Annotated in this window: 18 protein-coding genes; 8 read left to right on the top strand and 10 right to left on the bottom strand. The window is 71.2% G+C overall.

What is annotated here, in order from left to right; all coding sequences use genetic code 11:
• Nucleotides 1-125 precede the first annotated feature (125 nt).
• The 4 genes from ACWC24_RS33700 (at nt 126) to ACWC24_RS33685 (ending at nt 3,258) form a co-directional block, all read left to right on the top strand.
• Nucleotides 126-1,055: a LysR family transcriptional regulator gene (locus ACWC24_RS33700; protein ID WP_450666708.1), complete on the top strand. Its 930-nt coding sequence runs from the start codon at nt 126-128 to the stop codon at nt 1,053-1,055.
• A gap of 132 nt (nt 1,056-1,187) precedes the next feature.
• Nucleotides 1,188-1,358 (top strand): hypothetical protein, encoded by a 171-nt coding sequence (locus ACWC24_RS33695; RefSeq protein WP_450666707.1) that lies wholly within the window; start codon nt 1,188-1,190, stop codon nt 1,356-1,358.
• Between the two features lie 219 nt (nt 1,359-1,577).
• Nucleotides 1,578-2,393 (top strand): hypothetical protein, encoded by an 816-nt coding sequence (locus ACWC24_RS33690; RefSeq protein ID WP_450666706.1) that lies wholly within the window; start codon nt 1,578-1,580, stop codon nt 2,391-2,393.
• Nucleotides 2,377-3,258 (top strand): hypothetical protein, encoded by an 882-nt coding sequence (locus ACWC24_RS33685; RefSeq protein WP_450666705.1) that lies wholly within the window; start codon nt 2,377-2,379, stop codon nt 3,256-3,258. The genes ACWC24_RS33690 and ACWC24_RS33685 overlap by 17 nt, the downstream gene beginning before the upstream one ends.
• Before the next feature lie 261 nt (nt 3,259-3,519).
• On the opposite strand, the gene ACWC24_RS33680 is transcribed toward ACWC24_RS33685, so the two are convergent.
• On the bottom strand, nt 3,520-4,194 hold the full coding sequence (locus ACWC24_RS33680; RefSeq protein ID WP_450666704.1) for a hypothetical protein: 675 nt from the start codon (nt 4,192-4,194) through the stop codon (nt 3,520-3,522).
• A 172-nt stretch (nt 4,195-4,366) separates the two neighbouring features.
• Complete coding sequence (locus ACWC24_RS33675) at nt 4,367-5,110, bottom strand: SDR family oxidoreductase (RefSeq protein ID WP_450666703.1); 744 nt, start codon at nt 5,108-5,110, stop codon at nt 4,367-4,369.
• A 104-nt stretch (nt 5,111-5,214) separates the two neighbouring features.
• Between ACWC24_RS33675 and ACWC24_RS33670 the strand changes: the two genes are divergently transcribed.
• Entirely contained in the window at nt 5,215-6,063 is an 849-nt protein-coding gene (locus ACWC24_RS33670) for a LysR family transcriptional regulator (RefSeq protein WP_450666702.1), read from the top strand.
• A 331-nt stretch (nt 6,064-6,394) separates the two neighbouring features.
• Here the strand turns inward: ACWC24_RS33670 and ACWC24_RS33665 are convergent, their stop codons facing one another.
• The gene (locus ACWC24_RS33665; RefSeq protein ID WP_450666701.1) at nt 6,395-7,030 is read right to left on the bottom strand and encodes a response regulator; all 636 of its coding nucleotides are present in this window, start codon (nt 7,028-7,030) and stop codon (nt 6,395-6,397) included.
• The gene (locus ACWC24_RS33660) at nt 7,027-8,247 is read right to left on the bottom strand and encodes a sensor histidine kinase (RefSeq protein ID WP_450666700.1); all 1,221 of its coding nucleotides are present in this window, start codon (nt 8,245-8,247) and stop codon (nt 7,027-7,029) included. The genes ACWC24_RS33665 and ACWC24_RS33660 overlap by 4 nt, the downstream gene beginning before the upstream one ends.
• A gap of 172 nt (nt 8,248-8,419) precedes the next feature.
• On the opposite strand from ACWC24_RS33660, the gene ACWC24_RS33655 reads away from it, so the two are divergent.
• Both ACWC24_RS33655 and ACWC24_RS33650 read left to right on the top strand, forming a co-directional pair.
• Nucleotides 8,420-9,508 (top strand): ABC transporter permease, encoded by a 1,089-nt coding sequence (locus ACWC24_RS33655; RefSeq protein WP_450666699.1) that lies wholly within the window; start codon nt 8,420-8,422, stop codon nt 9,506-9,508.
• A complete protein-coding gene (locus ACWC24_RS33650) occupies nt 9,505-10,251 on the top strand; it encodes an ABC transporter ATP-binding protein (RefSeq protein ID WP_450666698.1) in 747 nt (248 codons plus the stop codon). The genes ACWC24_RS33655 and ACWC24_RS33650 overlap by 4 nt, the downstream gene beginning before the upstream one ends.
• Nucleotides 10,252-11,107: 856 nt before the next feature.
• Here ACWC24_RS33650 and ACWC24_RS33645 read toward each other — a convergent pair.
• The 5 genes from ACWC24_RS33645 to ACWC24_RS33625 all read right to left on the bottom strand — a co-directional run bounded on the left by ACWC24_RS33645 (nt 11,108) and on the right by ACWC24_RS33625 (nt 14,581).
• Nucleotides 11,108-11,560, bottom strand: coding sequence for a protein kilB (locus ACWC24_RS33645; protein ID WP_450666697.1), 453 nt, complete (start codon nt 11,558-11,560; stop codon nt 11,108-11,110).
• A gap of 520 nt (nt 11,561-12,080) precedes the next feature.
• Nucleotides 12,081-12,620 (bottom strand): hypothetical protein, encoded by a 540-nt coding sequence (locus tag ACWC24_RS33640; RefSeq protein WP_450666696.1) that lies wholly within the window; start codon nt 12,618-12,620, stop codon nt 12,081-12,083.
• Between the two features lie 12 nt (nt 12,621-12,632).
• Nucleotides 12,633-13,469, bottom strand: coding sequence for a hypothetical protein (locus ACWC24_RS33635; protein WP_450666695.1), 837 nt, complete (start codon nt 13,467-13,469; stop codon nt 12,633-12,635).
• Nucleotides 13,470-13,728: 259 nt separating this feature from the next.
• Nucleotides 13,729-14,145 carry a hypothetical protein gene (locus tag ACWC24_RS33630; protein ID WP_450666694.1) on the bottom strand — a complete coding sequence of 139 codons (417 nt, stop codon included), beginning with the start codon at nt 14,143-14,145 and terminating at the stop codon, nt 13,729-13,731.
• Nucleotides 14,108-14,581 carry a hypothetical protein gene (locus tag ACWC24_RS33625; protein WP_450666693.1) on the bottom strand — a complete coding sequence of 158 codons (474 nt, stop codon included), beginning with the start codon at nt 14,579-14,581 and terminating at the stop codon, nt 14,108-14,110. Before ACWC24_RS33625 ends, ACWC24_RS33630 begins: the two co-directional genes overlap by 38 nt.
• A gap of 266 nt (nt 14,582-14,847) precedes the next feature.
• On the opposite strand from ACWC24_RS33625, the gene ACWC24_RS33620 reads away from it, so the two are divergent.
• Nucleotides 14,848-15,057 (top strand): hypothetical protein, encoded by a 210-nt coding sequence (locus ACWC24_RS33620; RefSeq protein WP_450666692.1) that lies wholly within the window; start codon nt 14,848-14,850, stop codon nt 15,055-15,057.
• A 358-nt stretch (nt 15,058-15,415) separates the two neighbouring features.
• On the opposite strand, the gene ACWC24_RS33615 is transcribed toward ACWC24_RS33620, so the two are convergent.
• The gene (locus ACWC24_RS33615) at nt 15,416-15,979 is read right to left on the bottom strand and encodes an N-acetyltransferase family protein (RefSeq protein WP_450666691.1); all 564 of its coding nucleotides are present in this window, start codon (nt 15,977-15,979) and stop codon (nt 15,416-15,418) included.
• Nucleotides 15,980-16,193: the final 214 nt, after the last annotated feature.

Below are 16,193 nucleotides of genomic sequence, written 5' to 3'. Positions count from 1 at the left end.
TCCTGGGCGAAGACGGTTGGCGGTGCCCACACCGTCCGTCGGCGCGCAGGTCGCTGACCAGCGTTTCTTTCACAAGACCACATTGCGCGGCACGCAACGTTGCAGGTTGACCCGTATGAGCGGGCATGGCAGGCTCCGCAGTCGTGGAAGTCCGGCACCTCAAAGCCTTCGTCGCCGTCGCCGAAGAGCTGCATTTCGGTCGTGCGGCAGCACGACTCCAGCTGTCGCCGTCCCCCGTCAGCCGGACCGTGCTCGAACTCGAACGCGAACTCGGCGTGGAACTCTTCCTCCGCAGTCACCACCAGGTGCAGCTCACGGAAGCCGGCACGTCCCTGCTCCCGGCGGCGCGTCAATTGCTGGACTCCTGGAGCGCCTTCACCGCGCGCGGCCACGCGCTCGCCCAGGACTCCGCGCTCCCCCGGATCCGCTTGGGATCGCCCAGCCTGGCGCCCTCGGAGATCGTCGACCAGGTCGCCTCCCTGATCGCCGAGCAGCACCCGAACGTGCGCGTGGAGATGGAGTTCGCCGCGTCGGTGGACCTGCTCGCAGCGCTGCGGGCCAAGGACCTCGACCTGACCGTGGCCCACCTGCCGGTGGACGAACCGGGCCTGCGGGTGATGCCTCTGGCCCGCTATGAGTTCGGCGTCGTGGTTCCGGCCGACGACGAGCTGGCACAGCAGGCCGCCGTCACCGTGGACGACTTGGCGGCCCGCCGCGTCCTCATGGTCACGTCCGCCGTCCAGCCGGCCACGCTGGAGCGGATGACGCGATGGCTGACCGGAGCCGGGGCAATCGTCGAACAGCTCCCCGATCCGGATCTGGTACGCCTCGCACAGCTGGTCCGCCACGGAAGAGGGGTGACACTCAGCGGAACGACCGGCGTGGCCAAGCAGATTTTCGCGCAACCCGGACTGGCCGTGGTGCCGATGAGGGACACCGGACCGGGCGTCGAGCTGGGACTCGTGTGGCGGACCGAATCCGACTCGTCCACGCTCGTCCCGGGGCTCACCAGTCGGCTGGCCGAACTCGTCGCGGAAGGGCCGATGCACGCCTGAGCCCCCGGCGCTCGGTGACGCGAGTGCGTCCACGACCTCGGTCCGTTCGCACAGCCGTAGCCGAAGAAAGACCCCAAGGCCGGCCTGATCGTTCGAGGGCGGGACCGGCTGTGGCCTTCCCACCCGCCCCTGATGGCGCTGCCGGACACCGACTGGGCCACGAGGACGAAGGCGCTTCGCGACGTCCACAACATCCTGCACCGCCAGAACACGATCTACGGGGTAATGGTCCCGACGGCGCTGTACGTGGCCGCGATCCTGACCGACCCGAGAACGGCATCCGGTCGACAAGAACCGCCTTGACTACCCCGGCTGCACGAGGACCGAACTGCCGGCCCGGGTCGGCTCGGTCGCGTGGGAAGTGACCGATGAGGTCGCCACCGTGCGCCGACAGCACGGGCTTCCTCTCGACGACGATCCGTCCGCACTGGCCGTGCGCCGGATGAGACCGCTGCTGTTCAAGGCCGCTTTCGCGTACGCCGACGACGCCGACCGTCACGTACGCGAGGCGGCGACCGCGCGGTGGGGATACTGCGCGGCCGCCTGCCGGCCGAGAGCGGGATCGTGGAACGGCTGCTGGTCGTCCGGACGATGGCTGACCTCGCGCTCCGGTTGCCTGCCGCGCAGGCCGCCGCCATGGCCTGGCTCGACACCCTGGCCGACGATCCGACGCTGTCCCCCGACATCCCGCTCGCCGCTCTCGTCCACCGGGCCCGCTGCGCCCCGCAGGACATGGGAGGCGACGTCGTACCCACGGCGATCGCCCTCCTGCGCCGGCTGACGGCGCCGCCAGAGAATGTGCCCAGCGACGGAGCATGCCGGTCCGATTCCGGAGAATGCGCGTGCACGACAGCCGCCGAACCCCCGGCGGCCCAGGATGTCCCGCCGCACGTGGCCGCTGCCTTCGAGGACCTCGAGCGGCGCAACCGTATCCATGCTCCGACCACGTCCCTGCTCCGCGCCTTCCACGCGGTGCTCGATTCCCGCGTGCCCGAACGCACGACCCTGCTCACCGCGCAGCTCCGCAGCCCTGACCCCGCCACCCGCTACGACGCGATCCGCATGGCCCAGGACCTGATCCTGGCCTGGCGCGGTGACCACCGCGAACTCGTCACGGCTCTCGCGCAATGCCTCCTTCCCGAGGATCCGTACACCGCCGCCGCGGCGGCCGAGAGCCTCGGAACCTTGGCGCCTGTCGCCGAGCCCGCCCGCGAAGTCCTCGCCTCCTACGTGGCCGAACACCGCGCGGCGCACGGTCCGGATGTGTGGGCGACGCCGAAGCCGCTCCTGCGTCGCGCCCACCAGGAAGCCGTGCTGGCCATTGGCACGCCTGGGTGACCCGCGGGCCCTGCCCGGCCTGCTGACGGCTCTGGACGGCGATGTCGACGCCTGGCGTGCCGTGCAGGTCGCCGGTTGCATGCGCCCGGCCGCCGGTGAACTCGTACCGCGGCTGACCCGGCGTCTCGCCGACGTCGACTTCTCCCGGCCGTGGGCCGGGACGGGCGTCGGCACCCTGGTGTCCGCCCTTGCCGAACTACGGGACCCGGCAGCCGTCCCCGCGATCACGGACGCCGTCACCGCCGCGGTCCGTCACGAGGAGTGGCGGATCGCCGCGTCCGCCCTGGACGCTCTCGCCTCCTTCGGTGTCGCGGCCGCATCCGCCCTGAAGGTGGTGCGCCCTCTGGCCGACGCGCAGGACGTCGATCTCCGCATGGCTGCCACGGCCGCTCTGTGGGAACTCGAAGCCGACCCGGAGAACGTGGTGCCTCGGCTCCACGACCTGCTCGACACCCATCGCTGTCATGAGGCGGCCGAGGTTCTCGGTCGGATCGGTCCGCCCGCCGCGACAGTGCTTCCACGACTCCGGCAGATGCTGACTGCCACCTACGAATGGACCCGCGTCCACGCCGCAGCCGCGCTGTGGGACATCGGCGGTGATGCCGAGACCCCTGCCGTCGTCCGGACACTGCTCGGAGCCTGGGAGAACAACGACGCGACCTCCAACCACGTCCTGGCCTGCCTGAACCGCATGGGCCACGCTGCCGCACCGGCCCTCCCCCGCATCCGGACAGAACTCGCGCTGACCCGCCGCAGCGGCCGCTTCAGAAGCACCGCGAACGACGAAGACCTGCAGGACACCTGCCGCGGCGTCGTGGCTCGCCTCGCCCGACCTGCGCACGTCACCGACAGACCGGCCCTGTGACGGCGGGCGACCCCACTGAGCGCGGACTTGGCCGGACGGGCCGACCACCGCGCTCAGCCACAACTCCATCGCCGCGTAAGGCCAGGAGCACTCACCGACCGGTTCGGGGCGGGGTGAGGGCGCGGGTCTCCGTCCCGGTCAGCGTACAGACCGGCCGCTTCCTTCCTGCGGAAGCAGCAGTGCGGCAGCCTCGGCAGGACCGCCGCGCCGGGGAGCCAGGACACAGGTCCGTGGCGTGCGCGAGCAAAAACGAGCCGACGTCTACCAGCCCAGCAGTGGCTCGCCGAGAGCCAGGCCAGTGGCGGCCAGCCACTCCTCCTGCACGTCTCGGTTCCTGGTCCCGATGGAGAGGTAGACACCGTGGGTGCCCTGCGCCGGTTCGGCGCTCTGGGAGGTCCAGACGCTGTTGAGGCACAGTTGGACACCGCACAGCTTGCCGGAGGGCAGTCCGCGCAGCGCGGCGTGCCAGCCCACGTCGAAGGACAGTGGGCCGACGTCCGCGACCAGCGCGTCGATGTCGGCTTCCCTGCAGGTCTCCTCCAAGCGGGTGAGCACGAGTGGCGGCCAGGCGTCCCGCCACGGTTCCAGACATATCTCCGGGGGAAGCGGCCAGAGCTCCTCGAGCTCGGGCAGCAGCTCCACCTGCACCTCGTACGGATCCTCGCCGCGCGGCACGCCCAGCGCGTGCAGCCGCCTCCAGAAGTCCTCGAGACCCGTCTCCGGAAAGCGCCTGCCGGCCAGGGTCGTGAACCGGCCCTCGCGAAAGAACGTGAGCGCGTGAGCGTACTGCTCCGCCGTGACGACCTGGCCGATCTCGGGGATGTCCGGGTCGTCCACCCAGTCGGCGAAGTCTCTCAGGAGTTCGCGGGCACGACGCAGAGCGCTCTCCGGGTCCGGCAGCGGTTCCAGAACCTCGTACAGCAGCGACATCCCCACGGGCGACCTCCGCGGGCAGCCTAACGGCCACCGAGCAGCCCGATCACTTCGTTTTACGCGACCGTCGGCCCGCGGCCGGGTCGCCGAAGGACCGTACCGGCATGGCGTGACGGCGCCGGTCACGAGGACGCGCATGCGCCGTCTCCCCGGGGTGGCGCGAACCGGAAGCGCGTCACCAGGGCACCTCTCCCTCGTCGTCGAAGAAGCGGCCCGTCGGTCCGTCGGCCGGTACGGTGGCCAGCCGGATCGCGACGGCTGCGCCCTGCTGGGGGGTGCGCACTCCCTGGAAGCCGTTGAGGTCGGTCGCCGTGTAGCCGGGGCAGACGGCGTTGATCAGGATGTGGGTGCCGGCCAGTTCCCTGGCGTACTGCACGGTGACGGCGTTGAGGAACGTCTTCGACGGGGCGTAGGCGATGGCGATGGGGCCCATCTCGGCGCCGGGCGCGGTCTGGCGCGTGAGGGAGCCGACGCTGCTGGAGACGTTCACGATCCGCGGCGACGGCGAGCGGCGCAGCAGAGGGAGCAGGGCGTTGGTGACGCGGATGACGCCGATCACGTTGGTCTCCACGGCCGCCCGTACCCGGTTCACGTCGACCGTGGTGGGCTCCTGCGGTCCGCCGCCGGTGATCCCCGCGTTGTTGACGAGCGCGTCGAGCCGCCCGACCCGCTCCTCCATCAGCCGAGCCGCAGCGCTCACGCTGGCGTCGTCGGTCACGTCCAGCGGCACGCCGAACGCGTCGGCTCCGGCCGCGCGCAGCTTGTCCACGGCGGCCTCGCGCCGCTCCTCGTTGCGCGCGCCGATGCCGACGGACCAGCCGAGGGCGCCGAGCCCGGCGGCGATCTCGTATCCGATGCCCTTGTTGGCCCCGGTGACCAGGGCGACCTTGTGGTGGTTCACGGTGTTCGTCTCACTCATGACATCGATACTTCTCCCCCGCCGGGCACGGCGTCCAAGACCGACTGGGTGGACGGCGATACCGCCCGGGTATCACTCCAGGCCGTCCCGGTTAGGCTGGCGGGGTGGAGACACGTGAGCTGCGGTACTTCGTCGCGGTCGCCGAGGAGCTGCACTTCGGCCGGGCCGCGCAGCGGCTCGGGATCGCCCAGCCCCCGTTGTCGCGGGCGATCGGCGGGCTCGAACGGCGCCTGGGCACCCTCCTGTTGGAGCGCGGCAGCCGGGGTGTCGCCCTGACCGGGGCAGGGGCGGTGCTGCTGCGGGAGGCGCGGGCGGCGCTGGACGCCGTCGAGGCCGCCGAACGGCGCACCCGCCGGGCCGCCCTCGCGGCGACCGGGCACCCCGCCGTGGTCCTGGCCGCGAAGGCGGGCGCGTCCGGTGAGCTGCTGGCGAAACTCCTCGACGTCTACGCCGCCGAGCCCGGCGCCGTCACCGTGGACGTCGTGCTGTGCGGGCCGGGCGAGCAGACACGGTTGCTGCACGACGGCCGGGCCGACGTGGCCCTGCTGCACCGGCCGTTCGACGACACGACCGGCTTCGACACCGAGGACCTGCACTCCGAGGGTCAGGTCGCGGTCCTCCCGGCGGGCCACCCTCTCGGCGCCCGCCCCCACGTGCGGCTCGCCGAGGTCACCGGCCTTCCCGACCTGCCCCTGCCCCGCTGGCCCCGCCCTGACGGCACCTTCCCGGACGGACCCGGACCGCAGGTGCGCGACTCCACGCAACTCGCCCAGCTCATCGCCCTCGGTCGCGCCTGCGCGGTCGTGCCGGAGTCGGGCCGCACCGGCCTGCGCGAGGGCCTCACCGCCGTACCGGTCCCCGACGCCCCCCGCGTCACCACGGTCATCGCCTGGCCCCCGCACAGTCGCTCGACGGCGGTCGCGGGGCTGGTCCGCGCCGCCACCGCCCTGTGACCGACGACGGTGAGCGCCGGGACACCGTGCCGGATTTCGGGGACGGCGTCCGGTCTGCCCTCAGCTCCCGACACGTCGTGCGGTACGAGGTGACCGGCCTGCACCGCCGTTGCCTGCCTTGGTGACACCTGTCGCGCCTCAGCCAGGCTCCCGGCGCTGCCGCCGGCGTCCTGGAATTACACCTCCTGGGGTGCTCCCGCCGATCGGGTCGGCGGCCGAGCCCGAACGCCGGGGTCCTGCACCTTGCGCTTGCCGTCGGGGTCGTAGATGCCGGGCAGGGACCCGGCGAGCATCTCCGGGACGAGGCGCGGTGAGGCGTCGGCCGGCGCGGTCAGCGGCGGATGAGGCCGAGGTCGGTGGCGGTGGCGACGGCGGCGGTGCGGGAGTCGACGTCGAGTTTGGCGTAGACGCGGGCCAGGTGGGACTTGACGGTTCCCTCGGTCAGGTGGAGCCGCTGACCGATGGCCTGGTTGGACAGGCCGTCGGCGACCAGGCTGAGGACTTCCGTCTCTCGCCGGGTCAGGGCGGTGCCGGGGGTGCGGAGCCGGTTCATCAGCCGGTCGGCGACCGTGGGCGCCAGCGTGGTGCGTCCGGCGGCAGCGGTGCGTACGGCGGCGGCCAGGTCCTCGGGCGGGGCGTCCTTCAGGAGGTAGCCGGTGGCGCCGGCTTCGATGGCGGGCAGGGTGTCGGCGTCGGAGTCGTAGGTGGTGACGATCAGCACGCGCGGGGCTCCCGGCCGGGCGGTGATCCGGGCGGTGGCTTCGGCGCCGCCCATGCCCTTGCCGAACTGCAGGTCCATCAGCACGACGTCGATGTCGCCTTCGGCGGCGCGGGTGACGGCTTCCTCGGCGGTGGCGGCTTCGGCCATGACGACGAGGCCGGGTTCGGTTTCCAGTACGGCGCGCAGCCCGGCCCGTACGACGGGGTGGTCGTCGGCCAGGAGCAGGCGGATGGGGGTGTCGGTCACGGGCGGGCCTCGGGCTGGGTCTCGGACGGTGGGGTGAGGGGCAGCCGGGCGGCCAGGGCGGTGCCGTGGCCGGGGGCGGACTCGATGGTGAGGGTGCCGCCGAGCGCGTGGGCGCGGGCGCGCATGGCGGCCAGTCCGAACCCGCCGGTCTCGGGGTCGGGGGCGGGCAGGCGGGCGGGTTCGAAGCCGCGCCCGTCGTCGACGACGTCCAGGGCGACGCGGTCACCGAGATAGCCGAGGGTGACTTCGGCGGTGGTGGCCTCGGCGTGGCGAACCGTGTTGGCCAGGGCGGACTGGGCGATACGCAGCAGCGCGACCTCGTGCGCGGTCGCGAGCGGGGCGGGGTCGCCGGTGAGGTGGAAGCGTGCGGTGAGCCGGTGCCGGGCGGACGTGGTGGTGCACAGGCGTTCCAGGGCGTCGGCCAGGGTGGTGCCTTCCAACGTGGGCGGGGTGAGCGCGGCGACGAAACGGCGGGCTTCGGCGAGGTTGTCGACGGCGGCCTGCCGTGCCTGGTCGACGTAGCGGGCCGCGTTCCGCGGTGCCTGGGGCAGTGCTCGTTCGGCGGCGCGCAGCAGCAGTTGGATGCTGGAGAGGCCCTGCGCGAGGGTGTCGTGGATCTCGCGGGCCAGGCGGTCGCGTTCGGCCAGCACACCGGCGGTGTGCTGGGCGGCGGCCAGATCGGCGCGGGTGGCGGTGAGTTCCTCGATCAGTCTGCGGCGGCGCTCGCTCTCGCGGTACAGGGCCTGATACCCCCATACCACCGCGACCGCCACGGCGGCGCCGAGCGCGGGGCCGATGGCCATGGCGGGGCCGAAGGAGTGCTGGTGGGCGGCGAAGCCCGCGACGGCGGCCGCGGCGGTGGCGGCCACCGCCACCAGTCCGGCGCGGCGGGGCAGCAGATGCAACTGGAGGAAGTACAGCGGGAAGGCCACCCATACGGCGTCGGGGGACAGGACGAGCAGCACCAGCCAGCAGGCACCCACGGCGGCCAGCCAGAGCGCGGCGGCCCGCCGCGAGCGGCGTACGCCCGGCAGCACGGGCCCGACCGCGTAGACCAGAGCGCACGCGGCCGATGCGGCGACGATCGTTGCGGCGTGGGGCCGGCTGTCGGCCACGGCCCGGCCGGCGGCCAGCGCGAGCAGGCCGATGACCAGCAGGTGCAGGCACCAGGCCAGGGCCCGGGTGGTCGGGGTCAGGGCGGGGGCAGCGGTGTTCACAGTGCGTCCCAGGTTACGGAGACCGACGCCGCGGGGCCTCTGTCGAAAGTTGGAACCCGTGTGGCGTCTTTCGGCCCGCCAAGTGCGGTCCTGCGCCAGACGCGCGGACAGGGGGGTGGCCGCGACGGTGGGGTCGTACCGCTTCCGCCGCTGGAAAGGAAAGGCCAACGCCGTGTTTCTCGCCTGGAGAGACCTGAAGTTCGCCAAGGGGCGCTTCGCCCTGATGGGGACCGTCATCGTGCTGATCACCCTGTTGGTCGGACTGCTGTCCGGACTGACCGCCGGGTTGGGCCGGCAGAACATCTCCGCCATCACGGGGCTGCCCGCCGACAGGATCGCCTTCCAGGCGCCCACCGGCGGGCAGGGCCTGTCGTACACCGACTCCACCGTGACCCGGTGCCAGTGGCAGCGGTGGTCCAAGGCGCCCGGCGTCGAAAGCGCCGAGCCGCTGGGGATCACCACGACCAAGGCCACCGCCGGGAACAGGAGCACCGGTGTCTCGGTCTTCGGCGTCGAGCCCGGCTCCCGCCTCGCCCCGGACAGCGGCAAGATCGGTGACAGCGCGGTGGTGCTGTCCACCGCAGCCGCCGACGGCCTCGGTGTGCGGGCGGGCGACTCCCTCACGCTGGCAGGCCGGAAGCTGACGGTGGCCTCCGTCAAGGGCGACGCCCACTTCAGTCACACCCCGGTCGTCTGGACCAGCCGGGACACCTGGCAGAAGACCGCGCCGCCCGCCGGCGGCAGGACGGGCCCGACCGCCACCGTCATCGCCCTGAGCACCACGTCCCGGGCCGACGTGGTCGCCGTCGACCGTCAGGCCGGCACCAGGACGGTCTCCATCGATGCCTCACTGTCCGCGATCGGCTCCTACACCTCCGAGAACGGCTCCCTGCAACTGATGCGCGGTTTCCTCTTCGCCATCTCCGCCCTCGTCATCGGGGCCTTCTTCACCGTCTGGACCATCCAGCGCAGCGGCGATGTCGCCGTCCTCAAGGCCCTGGGTGCCTCCACCGCCGACCTCCTCAAGGACGCCCTCGGACAGGCCGTCGTCCTGCTCACCGGCGGCACCCTGGTCGGCACGGGCATCGCCACCGCCGTCGGCGCCCTGGTGTCCGGCAGCGCCGTGCCCTTCCTCCTCACCCCCGCCACCGTCCTGGTCCCGGCCGCCGTGATCATCCTCCTCGGCGCGCTCGGCGCCGCCCTGTCCATCCGCCGCATCACCTCCGTCGATCCGCTGACCGCCCTGGGGAGCGCCCGATGAGCCTGAACCTGACCGGCATCACCCTCACCTACCCCGACGGCGACACCCGCCTGACCGCCCTCGACCAGGTCACGCTCGATGTGCCCCAGGGCAGCCTGACCGCCGTGGTGGGCCCCTCCGGTTCCGGCAAGTCCAGCCTTCTCGCGGTCGCCGCCACCCTGACCACCCCCGACACCGGCACCGTCACCATCGACGGCCGGAACACCACCGGCCTGACCCGCGGTGAACTCACCGAGCTGCGCCGCCACAAGATCGGCATCGTCTTCCAGCAGCCCAACCTGCTGCCCTCCCTCACCGCCGCCGAACAACTCCAGGTCATGGCCCGGATCGGCGGCCGCAGACCCCGTACGGCCCACACCCGGGCGATGGAGCTCCTCGACGCCGTCGGCCTGGCCGCCCAGGCCGCGCGGCGGCCCCATCAGCTCTCCGGCGGCCAGCGCCAGCGCGTCAACATCGCCCGGGCCCTGATGAACGACCCCGCCGTCCTCCTGGTCGACGAACCCACCAGCGCCCTCGACCACGAACGAGGTGCCGCCGTCATCGACCTGATCACCCGCCTCACCCACCAGCAGGCCACCGCCACCGTCCTGGTCACACACGACCGCGCCCACCTCACCGCTGTCGACCGGATCGCCGAAGTGCACGACGGACGACTGCGCCTGCCGGCCGTATCGCCGGAACCCGCGCACTCGGGCCACCGCCAGATCTCGAACACGTCGAGCGGGCCCGGCGGCACCACGTGAGCGGGTGTCCGCCGACCGTGGCGATCAGTTCGCGGGCCGCGACACGCCCGACGCCTCGGGCATACGACGTAGCTCGCGCGCGGGGAGGTCCAGTGCGGCGTCTTCGCAGAGCCCGCCCAGGCGCAGGGTCCGGACCTGCATCGAAGGGCACCGGTCCACGTCGGCCACCAACAGGTCGCGGCCTGGACAGCGTCCGCCGGTGACACAAGGACCTCGGACGAGCCCCGACATCGTCGACGACCGACAACGCCTGGACCGTGCCCACCAGCCGGTGGGTCCTGGCTTGTTCGGGCTTGTGGTCCTCGGCCTCGAAGCAGGCTTGCCGCCTCGTTCCTGTCAGCCTTCGAACGGCTCACCGCGGTGATCTACGACGGGGAGGTGTCGGCGCTGCCGCCCCTGCCCGAGCCGGTAGGTCTGCGCTGCTGTGACGCGTACACCCCCGCAGATGCGCGCCCATCCCGCCGGAAACCGATCCGGACGCAGGCGGAGCCCCGCCGGGTTCCCCCACCGGATGACGGCCGGCGCGCCACCCCGGGGACACCGGCGCGGCCGAGGGGCCCCGCGGCACGGCTCCTCCACGGCGGTCCCCCGACCGACACCGACCGCACCCACGCGGTGCACGGTGACGAGCTCCGGCGCAGGTGCCGCAGTCCGGATGGCCGGGACCACGCAGGATGTCCTCACCGGGCTGGAGGCCACCCGTACAGACCGGGCAGGCCCTCCGGCGAGGGGGTGACACCGCTGCGGCGGGAGTGAGCACCGCGGTCGGTGTGATCGCGCCGTCCATGCTCACGGTCGGGCAGGTGGCCCCCGTCCGGTGTATCGCCCCGCAGCGCCGTTCACGGCGTCCTGGAGGTCAGGACATCGCCCGGGCGGCAGCCGCGACCAGGTCGTCCGTCGCTGTGATGGCGGCCTCACGGCGGGAGGCAAGGTCGGAGTGGTCGACGGCGTCGCGCAGGCCGAACGCGGCCAGGGCCGCCTGCCGGGCCGGCTCGGCCAGGGACTGTTCGAGGACGGATACCGCGACCAGCGGGCCGGTCACGGCCGAGCGCGTGGCGCGCGAGGCCGTGCGGGCTGCCTCGACGGCTTCCTCGCCCAGGCCGTCCAGGCGCAGGACTTCGCGATGCCACAGAGCCCGCCGGTGGTCGCCCAGGGCGGCCACCAGTTCACCCAACGCCCTGCGCAGCGCCTCTTCCCTCTGCTCGGCACGGGCGGCACTCCGGGCGATCCGCGCACTCTTGATCTGCAACACCCCGGTGAGCACGCCCCCGAGCAAGGTGCCGACGACGGCAATGACGCTGGACCACATCGCGAAGTCCTCCTCGGACAGCGGTAGTGAGGCGGCTGCGCGACAGCCGTACCCTCGGTACCGTCATCCGGCGTACGTACCCGAGTACGACACCGAGACGGACGGCGTCGGGTGAGAACACCCGCCGGACAGAGCACCTGGCAGACATGCCCCTGGTCGACTGCCGGTGCCCTTGATGAGACGTCCTCCCGGCAGGTCCGGTTGCCGACGCCGCCCGTCCGTGCCGTGCAGGGGCCCTGCTCGGCTGTCGCGCTCGGATCAGCGGCGACCGGGTTCGTCGGACAGCGTCATCGCAGGTGGCGCTACGAGTCCTCTGAACAGTGCCGCGTGGCGTGCGGCAGCGCCAAGAGCCACCGCCTCGGCAGGGACCGGTTGCGAGAGACGCGGAACGTGGCCCGTTTCCGCAGGTTCCCGTCCACGGCCGTTCTCCCGGAACCCGCACACGCTGTGCGCGGCGGTTCCGAGTGACCGGGGCCGTGGATTTGACGCCCGATCAGGCCATATTTGTGGTGGGACATCATCACTCCCCCGGTGTGACGCGCCTGTCGGCAGCGCGTGGCACCCGGTCGTCAGTGAGCCGGCAAAGCACTCGTCGAGTCGCAGGCGTCCACCCCGAGTCGGTCGCCTGACAAGCGTTCGGCGTCGGTCGTCCAACGGCGTCGGCCTCGCTGCCCATGGGAGCACGAGCGCAGTACGTGGTGGTCGAGAACTGCACCTGGCAGCGGTACTGCTCGCACTGGGCCGCAGGCCCGGTGGTCGACGGCTTCCAGACGGGCGTCGTCGTACTTCCTCCGCAGCCGAGGACCCCTTGGGCCGCGCGGAGCCGCTGGAGAGCGTTGGCCTCCAGCAGCTGGTCGATCACCTCCCGGCAGGCGTCACCGGCCTGCGAGGCTTGGCCGCGGCACCGGATCGGCGTCCGCATCTGGAAGGCGACGAGCTGTGTGGTGAAGGTGATCAGGCCGCGGGCGTCGGGGACGAGGATGAAGGACTCCTTGCCGGCGTCTGCGAGTTCGAGCGGGTCCGTAGCCGCGGCGTCGTGAGTGACAACGACGATCGGCACAGTACGACGTGGTCAGTCGCGGAGGCGTTCAAACACGGCAGTGGCCTTCGCGTCGTACGCCAGGTGGGACATCACGTCGGCGTAGCCGCGGTCCAGCACGTGCCGTTCATGTGCGGTGTGGGGGCTCGCGGGGTGTCGGGCCAGTTGCGTCACTTGTTCCTCGTGTGCCTCGGTGATCTTCTCGGCGGTCGCCCGCCAGTCGGTGTCGTCCGGTACGCGGACCAGCTCCACGCAGGCCGGTTGCATGCCTTCAGCCAGAGCGGCAGCTGCCCGGTCATGACCGTCGAGGAGCAGCCAGCCGTCCAGAAAGGACACCCACCACAGCAGGACCGGGGCGAGGGTGCCCTCCCGGGCGTGCTTGCGGTACGCCTTCACGCGCGAGGCGTTTGGTGTCGGCAGCGGACGCAGCGGCAGGACACCGTGCCAGCCGCCCCCGCAGAGCAGTTCGAGGGTGGCGTCCGGCCAGTCCTGAACGAGGTCGCCGTCCCAGATACCCGGAGCGAAAGTTGAGCGCGGAGCCAGCAGCCAGCGCCCGAAGTGCAGTGGGCCGAGCTCCGTGTCCTCCAGCCACAGCGCGTATCGGTGCCGCCAGTCGGCCCCGGTCCGCATCGCGGCGGCGGTGAGAGGCGGCAGCGGGGAGCGGTGGCCGGGAAGGCGGCGCAGGTGAAGGTCGCGGCAGCAGCCGTCGCCTTCCGACCGGGCTTGGATCAGCGGCCGTGCACCCTGCCGCAGGATCCACTCGCGGTCTGTGGCCCGCTCAAAGCGCAGCAGCGGCGGGCCTGTCAGGCCGTCCGGCACGGCCAGGACGACACCGCCGCCCGGTAGAGGTTCCCTCGTTGCCCTGACCATGGAATCAGTGTCCGCACAAGGGCCCCTTCCCGGCAAGGAATTACTCCGAGGCCGCGCGCCGAACCCGTTGGCAGAAGACCTCGACAGTGCACTTCACCAGGAGCAACCCGATGGCACTCCGGCAAGGGGCCCGGTGATGTCAAAACTCGGTTCTGACAAGGACCTTCGGGAGCGAACGTGGAGGGTGGCCACTGACACTCGAGTTTCAAGATCGTCGATCTTTAAAACCCGAGCGTCGTGATCGGACCGTGGCGGGGCCTTACAAGATCTCGACAGTCCCGGGCGGAACCGGTCCCTCGCCTGCGGAGGTGTCGCGCAGTGACCCCGGTGGCGCGTCGTTCTCGGCGAGCGTCACGCTGGGCCGGGGCCCGGCGAGGGTGGCGCCGTCCAGGGTGATGCCGAGGTGGTCCAGTACGAGGGCCACCACAGGTGCCATCCCGACTTCCCCACCGTTGTGCGCGATGAGCGCCTCTTCCCCGAAGCCGATGCCGCCTTCCTTTTCGACGCAGAAGGCCCATTCACCGATCTTCCCGGACCACAACAGCGAGACCATCCCGTCACCGGAGTCGCCCGAGAGCAGATCCGAGGCTGCGTCCCAGTCGAGCAGGCGTACTGCGGCACCTGCGTGTCGATGCAGTTCAGAACTCAGGGGGGCGCCGGCCACCAGCGCCGGCATCGCCGTCCTGTCGGAAGTCCGACATGGGCCCGGTCACGTCGTACGTTCCTTCGCGGAACATGTAGACGGAGGGCCAGGCGTCTGCTTCCGCATGGAAGTAGCCGCCGTAGCCCGGCTCGTCCACGTGCGGAGCCAGCAGTTCGAGGATCGATACAGCCTCCTCCAAAATGTCGTCCGGCCAGAGGACGCGGACGAAGAGTCCCCAGACATCACGAGAGCCCCGGGACTGGTGCACCAGGCGCGCGAGTTCACCACCGGCCAGGTGAGTGTCGCTGCCCGATTTTGGAGTCAGCAGGGGATGCGGGTACGCATCGGTTCCGACAGATCCGGGCGGGTCGGCGCGCAGGCCCATGTGCCAGCGGAGGGAGTCCAGAACCGACTCAGGTGTGTCGTCCTTCAGGAAACAGGTGAAGACCATCTCGTAGCGCATGCTCATGGGGACATCCTGCGGGCCGCCCGGAGCCCGGCCCGGCCCGTGGTCGGACTCAGCTCACCCACGACTCTTGACCATTGCTCGCCTCAGGGAAGGTCCTGGAGGATGGTGTTGGGCGATGGCGGTTGCTGGGGTTGCTGTACTTCGCCGCTGTACAGCAGGATCGGATGATGTCCAGGTCAATCGGCGCGCACACTGCCGACCCGTGCCCTCGATGCCTCGTCGAAGCCGTCCGTCCTGGTGGGCCGGTCAGTGTTGCGGGACGCTGTGTGGTCGAGTACGCCTGTGAGCACTGTGCGCATGCGTGGACCCGGCCGGTCGAGGATGACCTGGACGTCCACGACGTCGTCAGGGTGGACCTCCTCGACGCCACGCTCTACGGCACCGTCCGGCAGGTGGAAGCCGACCGTGTACAGGTGCGGGCCACGGGAGGCGACCGGCCGCTGTGGACCGAGCGCTGGAGAGTCACCGTCTACTGAAAATGTCCCTGCAAGTGCGGGAACCGAGACGGGCGTCCGGTGCTTCCGGCTCGGGAAGATCAAAGCCGAGCGAGCTCACCCTGACTGTGAGGCGGTGACCGAGCAGTCCTGGCCTGTGCGGCATGCTCTTCGCTTCGGCCCGGTCAAGCGCTGTTCATGCAGCAATACCTTCGCTGGCCAGTGAGCTGGATAAGGCAGTTCCGCATGCCGCGGCCTCGTTCCGGGCCATCGACAGTCACTGCGATGGCCGCCGCGGGCCGAGTGTCACCACCGGTCGCCACTCCTCCAGGCCATCGCGCTCACTCCACTCGGGGCCCTCTGTGTGAACCAGTGGCCTTGTGTCCGCCCACGCCACGCGTCAGGAGTGTCCTTGTGCGAACGCCGCCGGCGAGAAGGTGAAGGCCACGTAGGTACGTCCGCCCGCCTCGAACTGGGCCTCCTCGGCCATCTTGTAGTGCCGGTGCACGGCCAAGGAACGCTCGTTGGCTGTCTCGACGAACGCAACAGCAAGGTCGAAGTCATCCTTCAGAGCGCGACTGAGCGCCGTGAGCAGCTTCGTCAGCACCCCACGCCCCTGGAAACGGTCGTCGACCGCGACGGGGCCGTAAAGGAAGAGCCTGCCCAGGCCGCGCCCGTCCGCTGCCGTGGTGACCGCCTCGACGGCTGCTGCGGCCGGGTGTTGTGGCGGGAGCCAGCCCGGTTCGCTCGTGATCGCAAACCCGGCGAGTTCCCCCGCAGCGACGGCGACGAAGACGCCTGGGCCATCCTGGAAACGGTTGAGGAGTTCGCCCGTCAGGTTGCCCTGCACAAAGCCTCGACGCGCCCGTTCCTCATCGCTGAGCCCCACTCCGCGGGCCTTGTCCATCAAAGACAGGATCGCTGCGTGATCTTCGGGACGGGACCTGCGCACATTGATCGTCACTTGGCCGACACTACGCAATGGGGCAGACGCCGGACCGTGGCCGGCACCATCACGAGAAGGATCCCTGCACGATCACCCAGGACAGACCCCCGCGATCCTGCCATCGGACCGGGTCAGCCGCATGTCCGCTGACATCCCCAGACCAACGACGACCCTATTGCGGGTGGACTCGGATTCACCTTGATCGGCGCGCTGAGTCTGGCTTTCGGCATGT

The organism is Streptomyces sp. NPDC001443 (assembly GCF_053597355.1).
This window is presented reverse-complemented; position numbering and strand designations above follow the sequence as displayed.

Bases quoted from the DNA above. Each gene is read 5' to 3' on its own strand.
- ACWC24_RS33630 (WP_450666694.1), bottom strand. From the start codon at position 14,145: ATGCCGGCGCTGGTGGCCGGCGCCCCCCTGAGTTCTGAACTGCATCGA.
- ACWC24_RS33645 (WP_450666697.1), bottom strand. From the start codon at position 11,560: ATGTGGTCCAGCGTCATTGCCGTCGTCGGCACCTTGCTCGGGGGCGTG.
- ACWC24_RS33700 (WP_450666708.1), top strand. From the start codon at position 126: ATGGCAGGCTCCGCAGTCGTGGAAGTCCGGCACCTCAAAGCCTTCGTC.
- ACWC24_RS33650 (WP_450666698.1), top strand. From the start codon at position 9,505: ATGAGCCTGAACCTGACCGGCATCACCCTCACCTACCCCGACGGCGAC.
- ACWC24_RS33635 (WP_450666695.1), bottom strand. From the start codon at position 13,469: ATGGTCAGGGCAACGAGGGAACCTCTACCGGGCGGCGGTGTCGTCCTG.
- ACWC24_RS33625 (WP_450666693.1), bottom strand. From the start codon at position 14,581: ATGAGCATGCGCTACGAGATGGTCTTCACCTGTTTCCTGAAGGACGAC.
- ACWC24_RS33695 (WP_450666707.1), top strand. From the start codon at position 1,188: ATGGCGCTGCCGGACACCGACTGGGCCACGAGGACGAAGGCGCTTCGC.
- ACWC24_RS33675 (WP_450666703.1), bottom strand. From the start codon at position 5,110: ATGAGTGAGACGAACACCGTGAACCACCACAAGGTCGCCCTGGTCACC.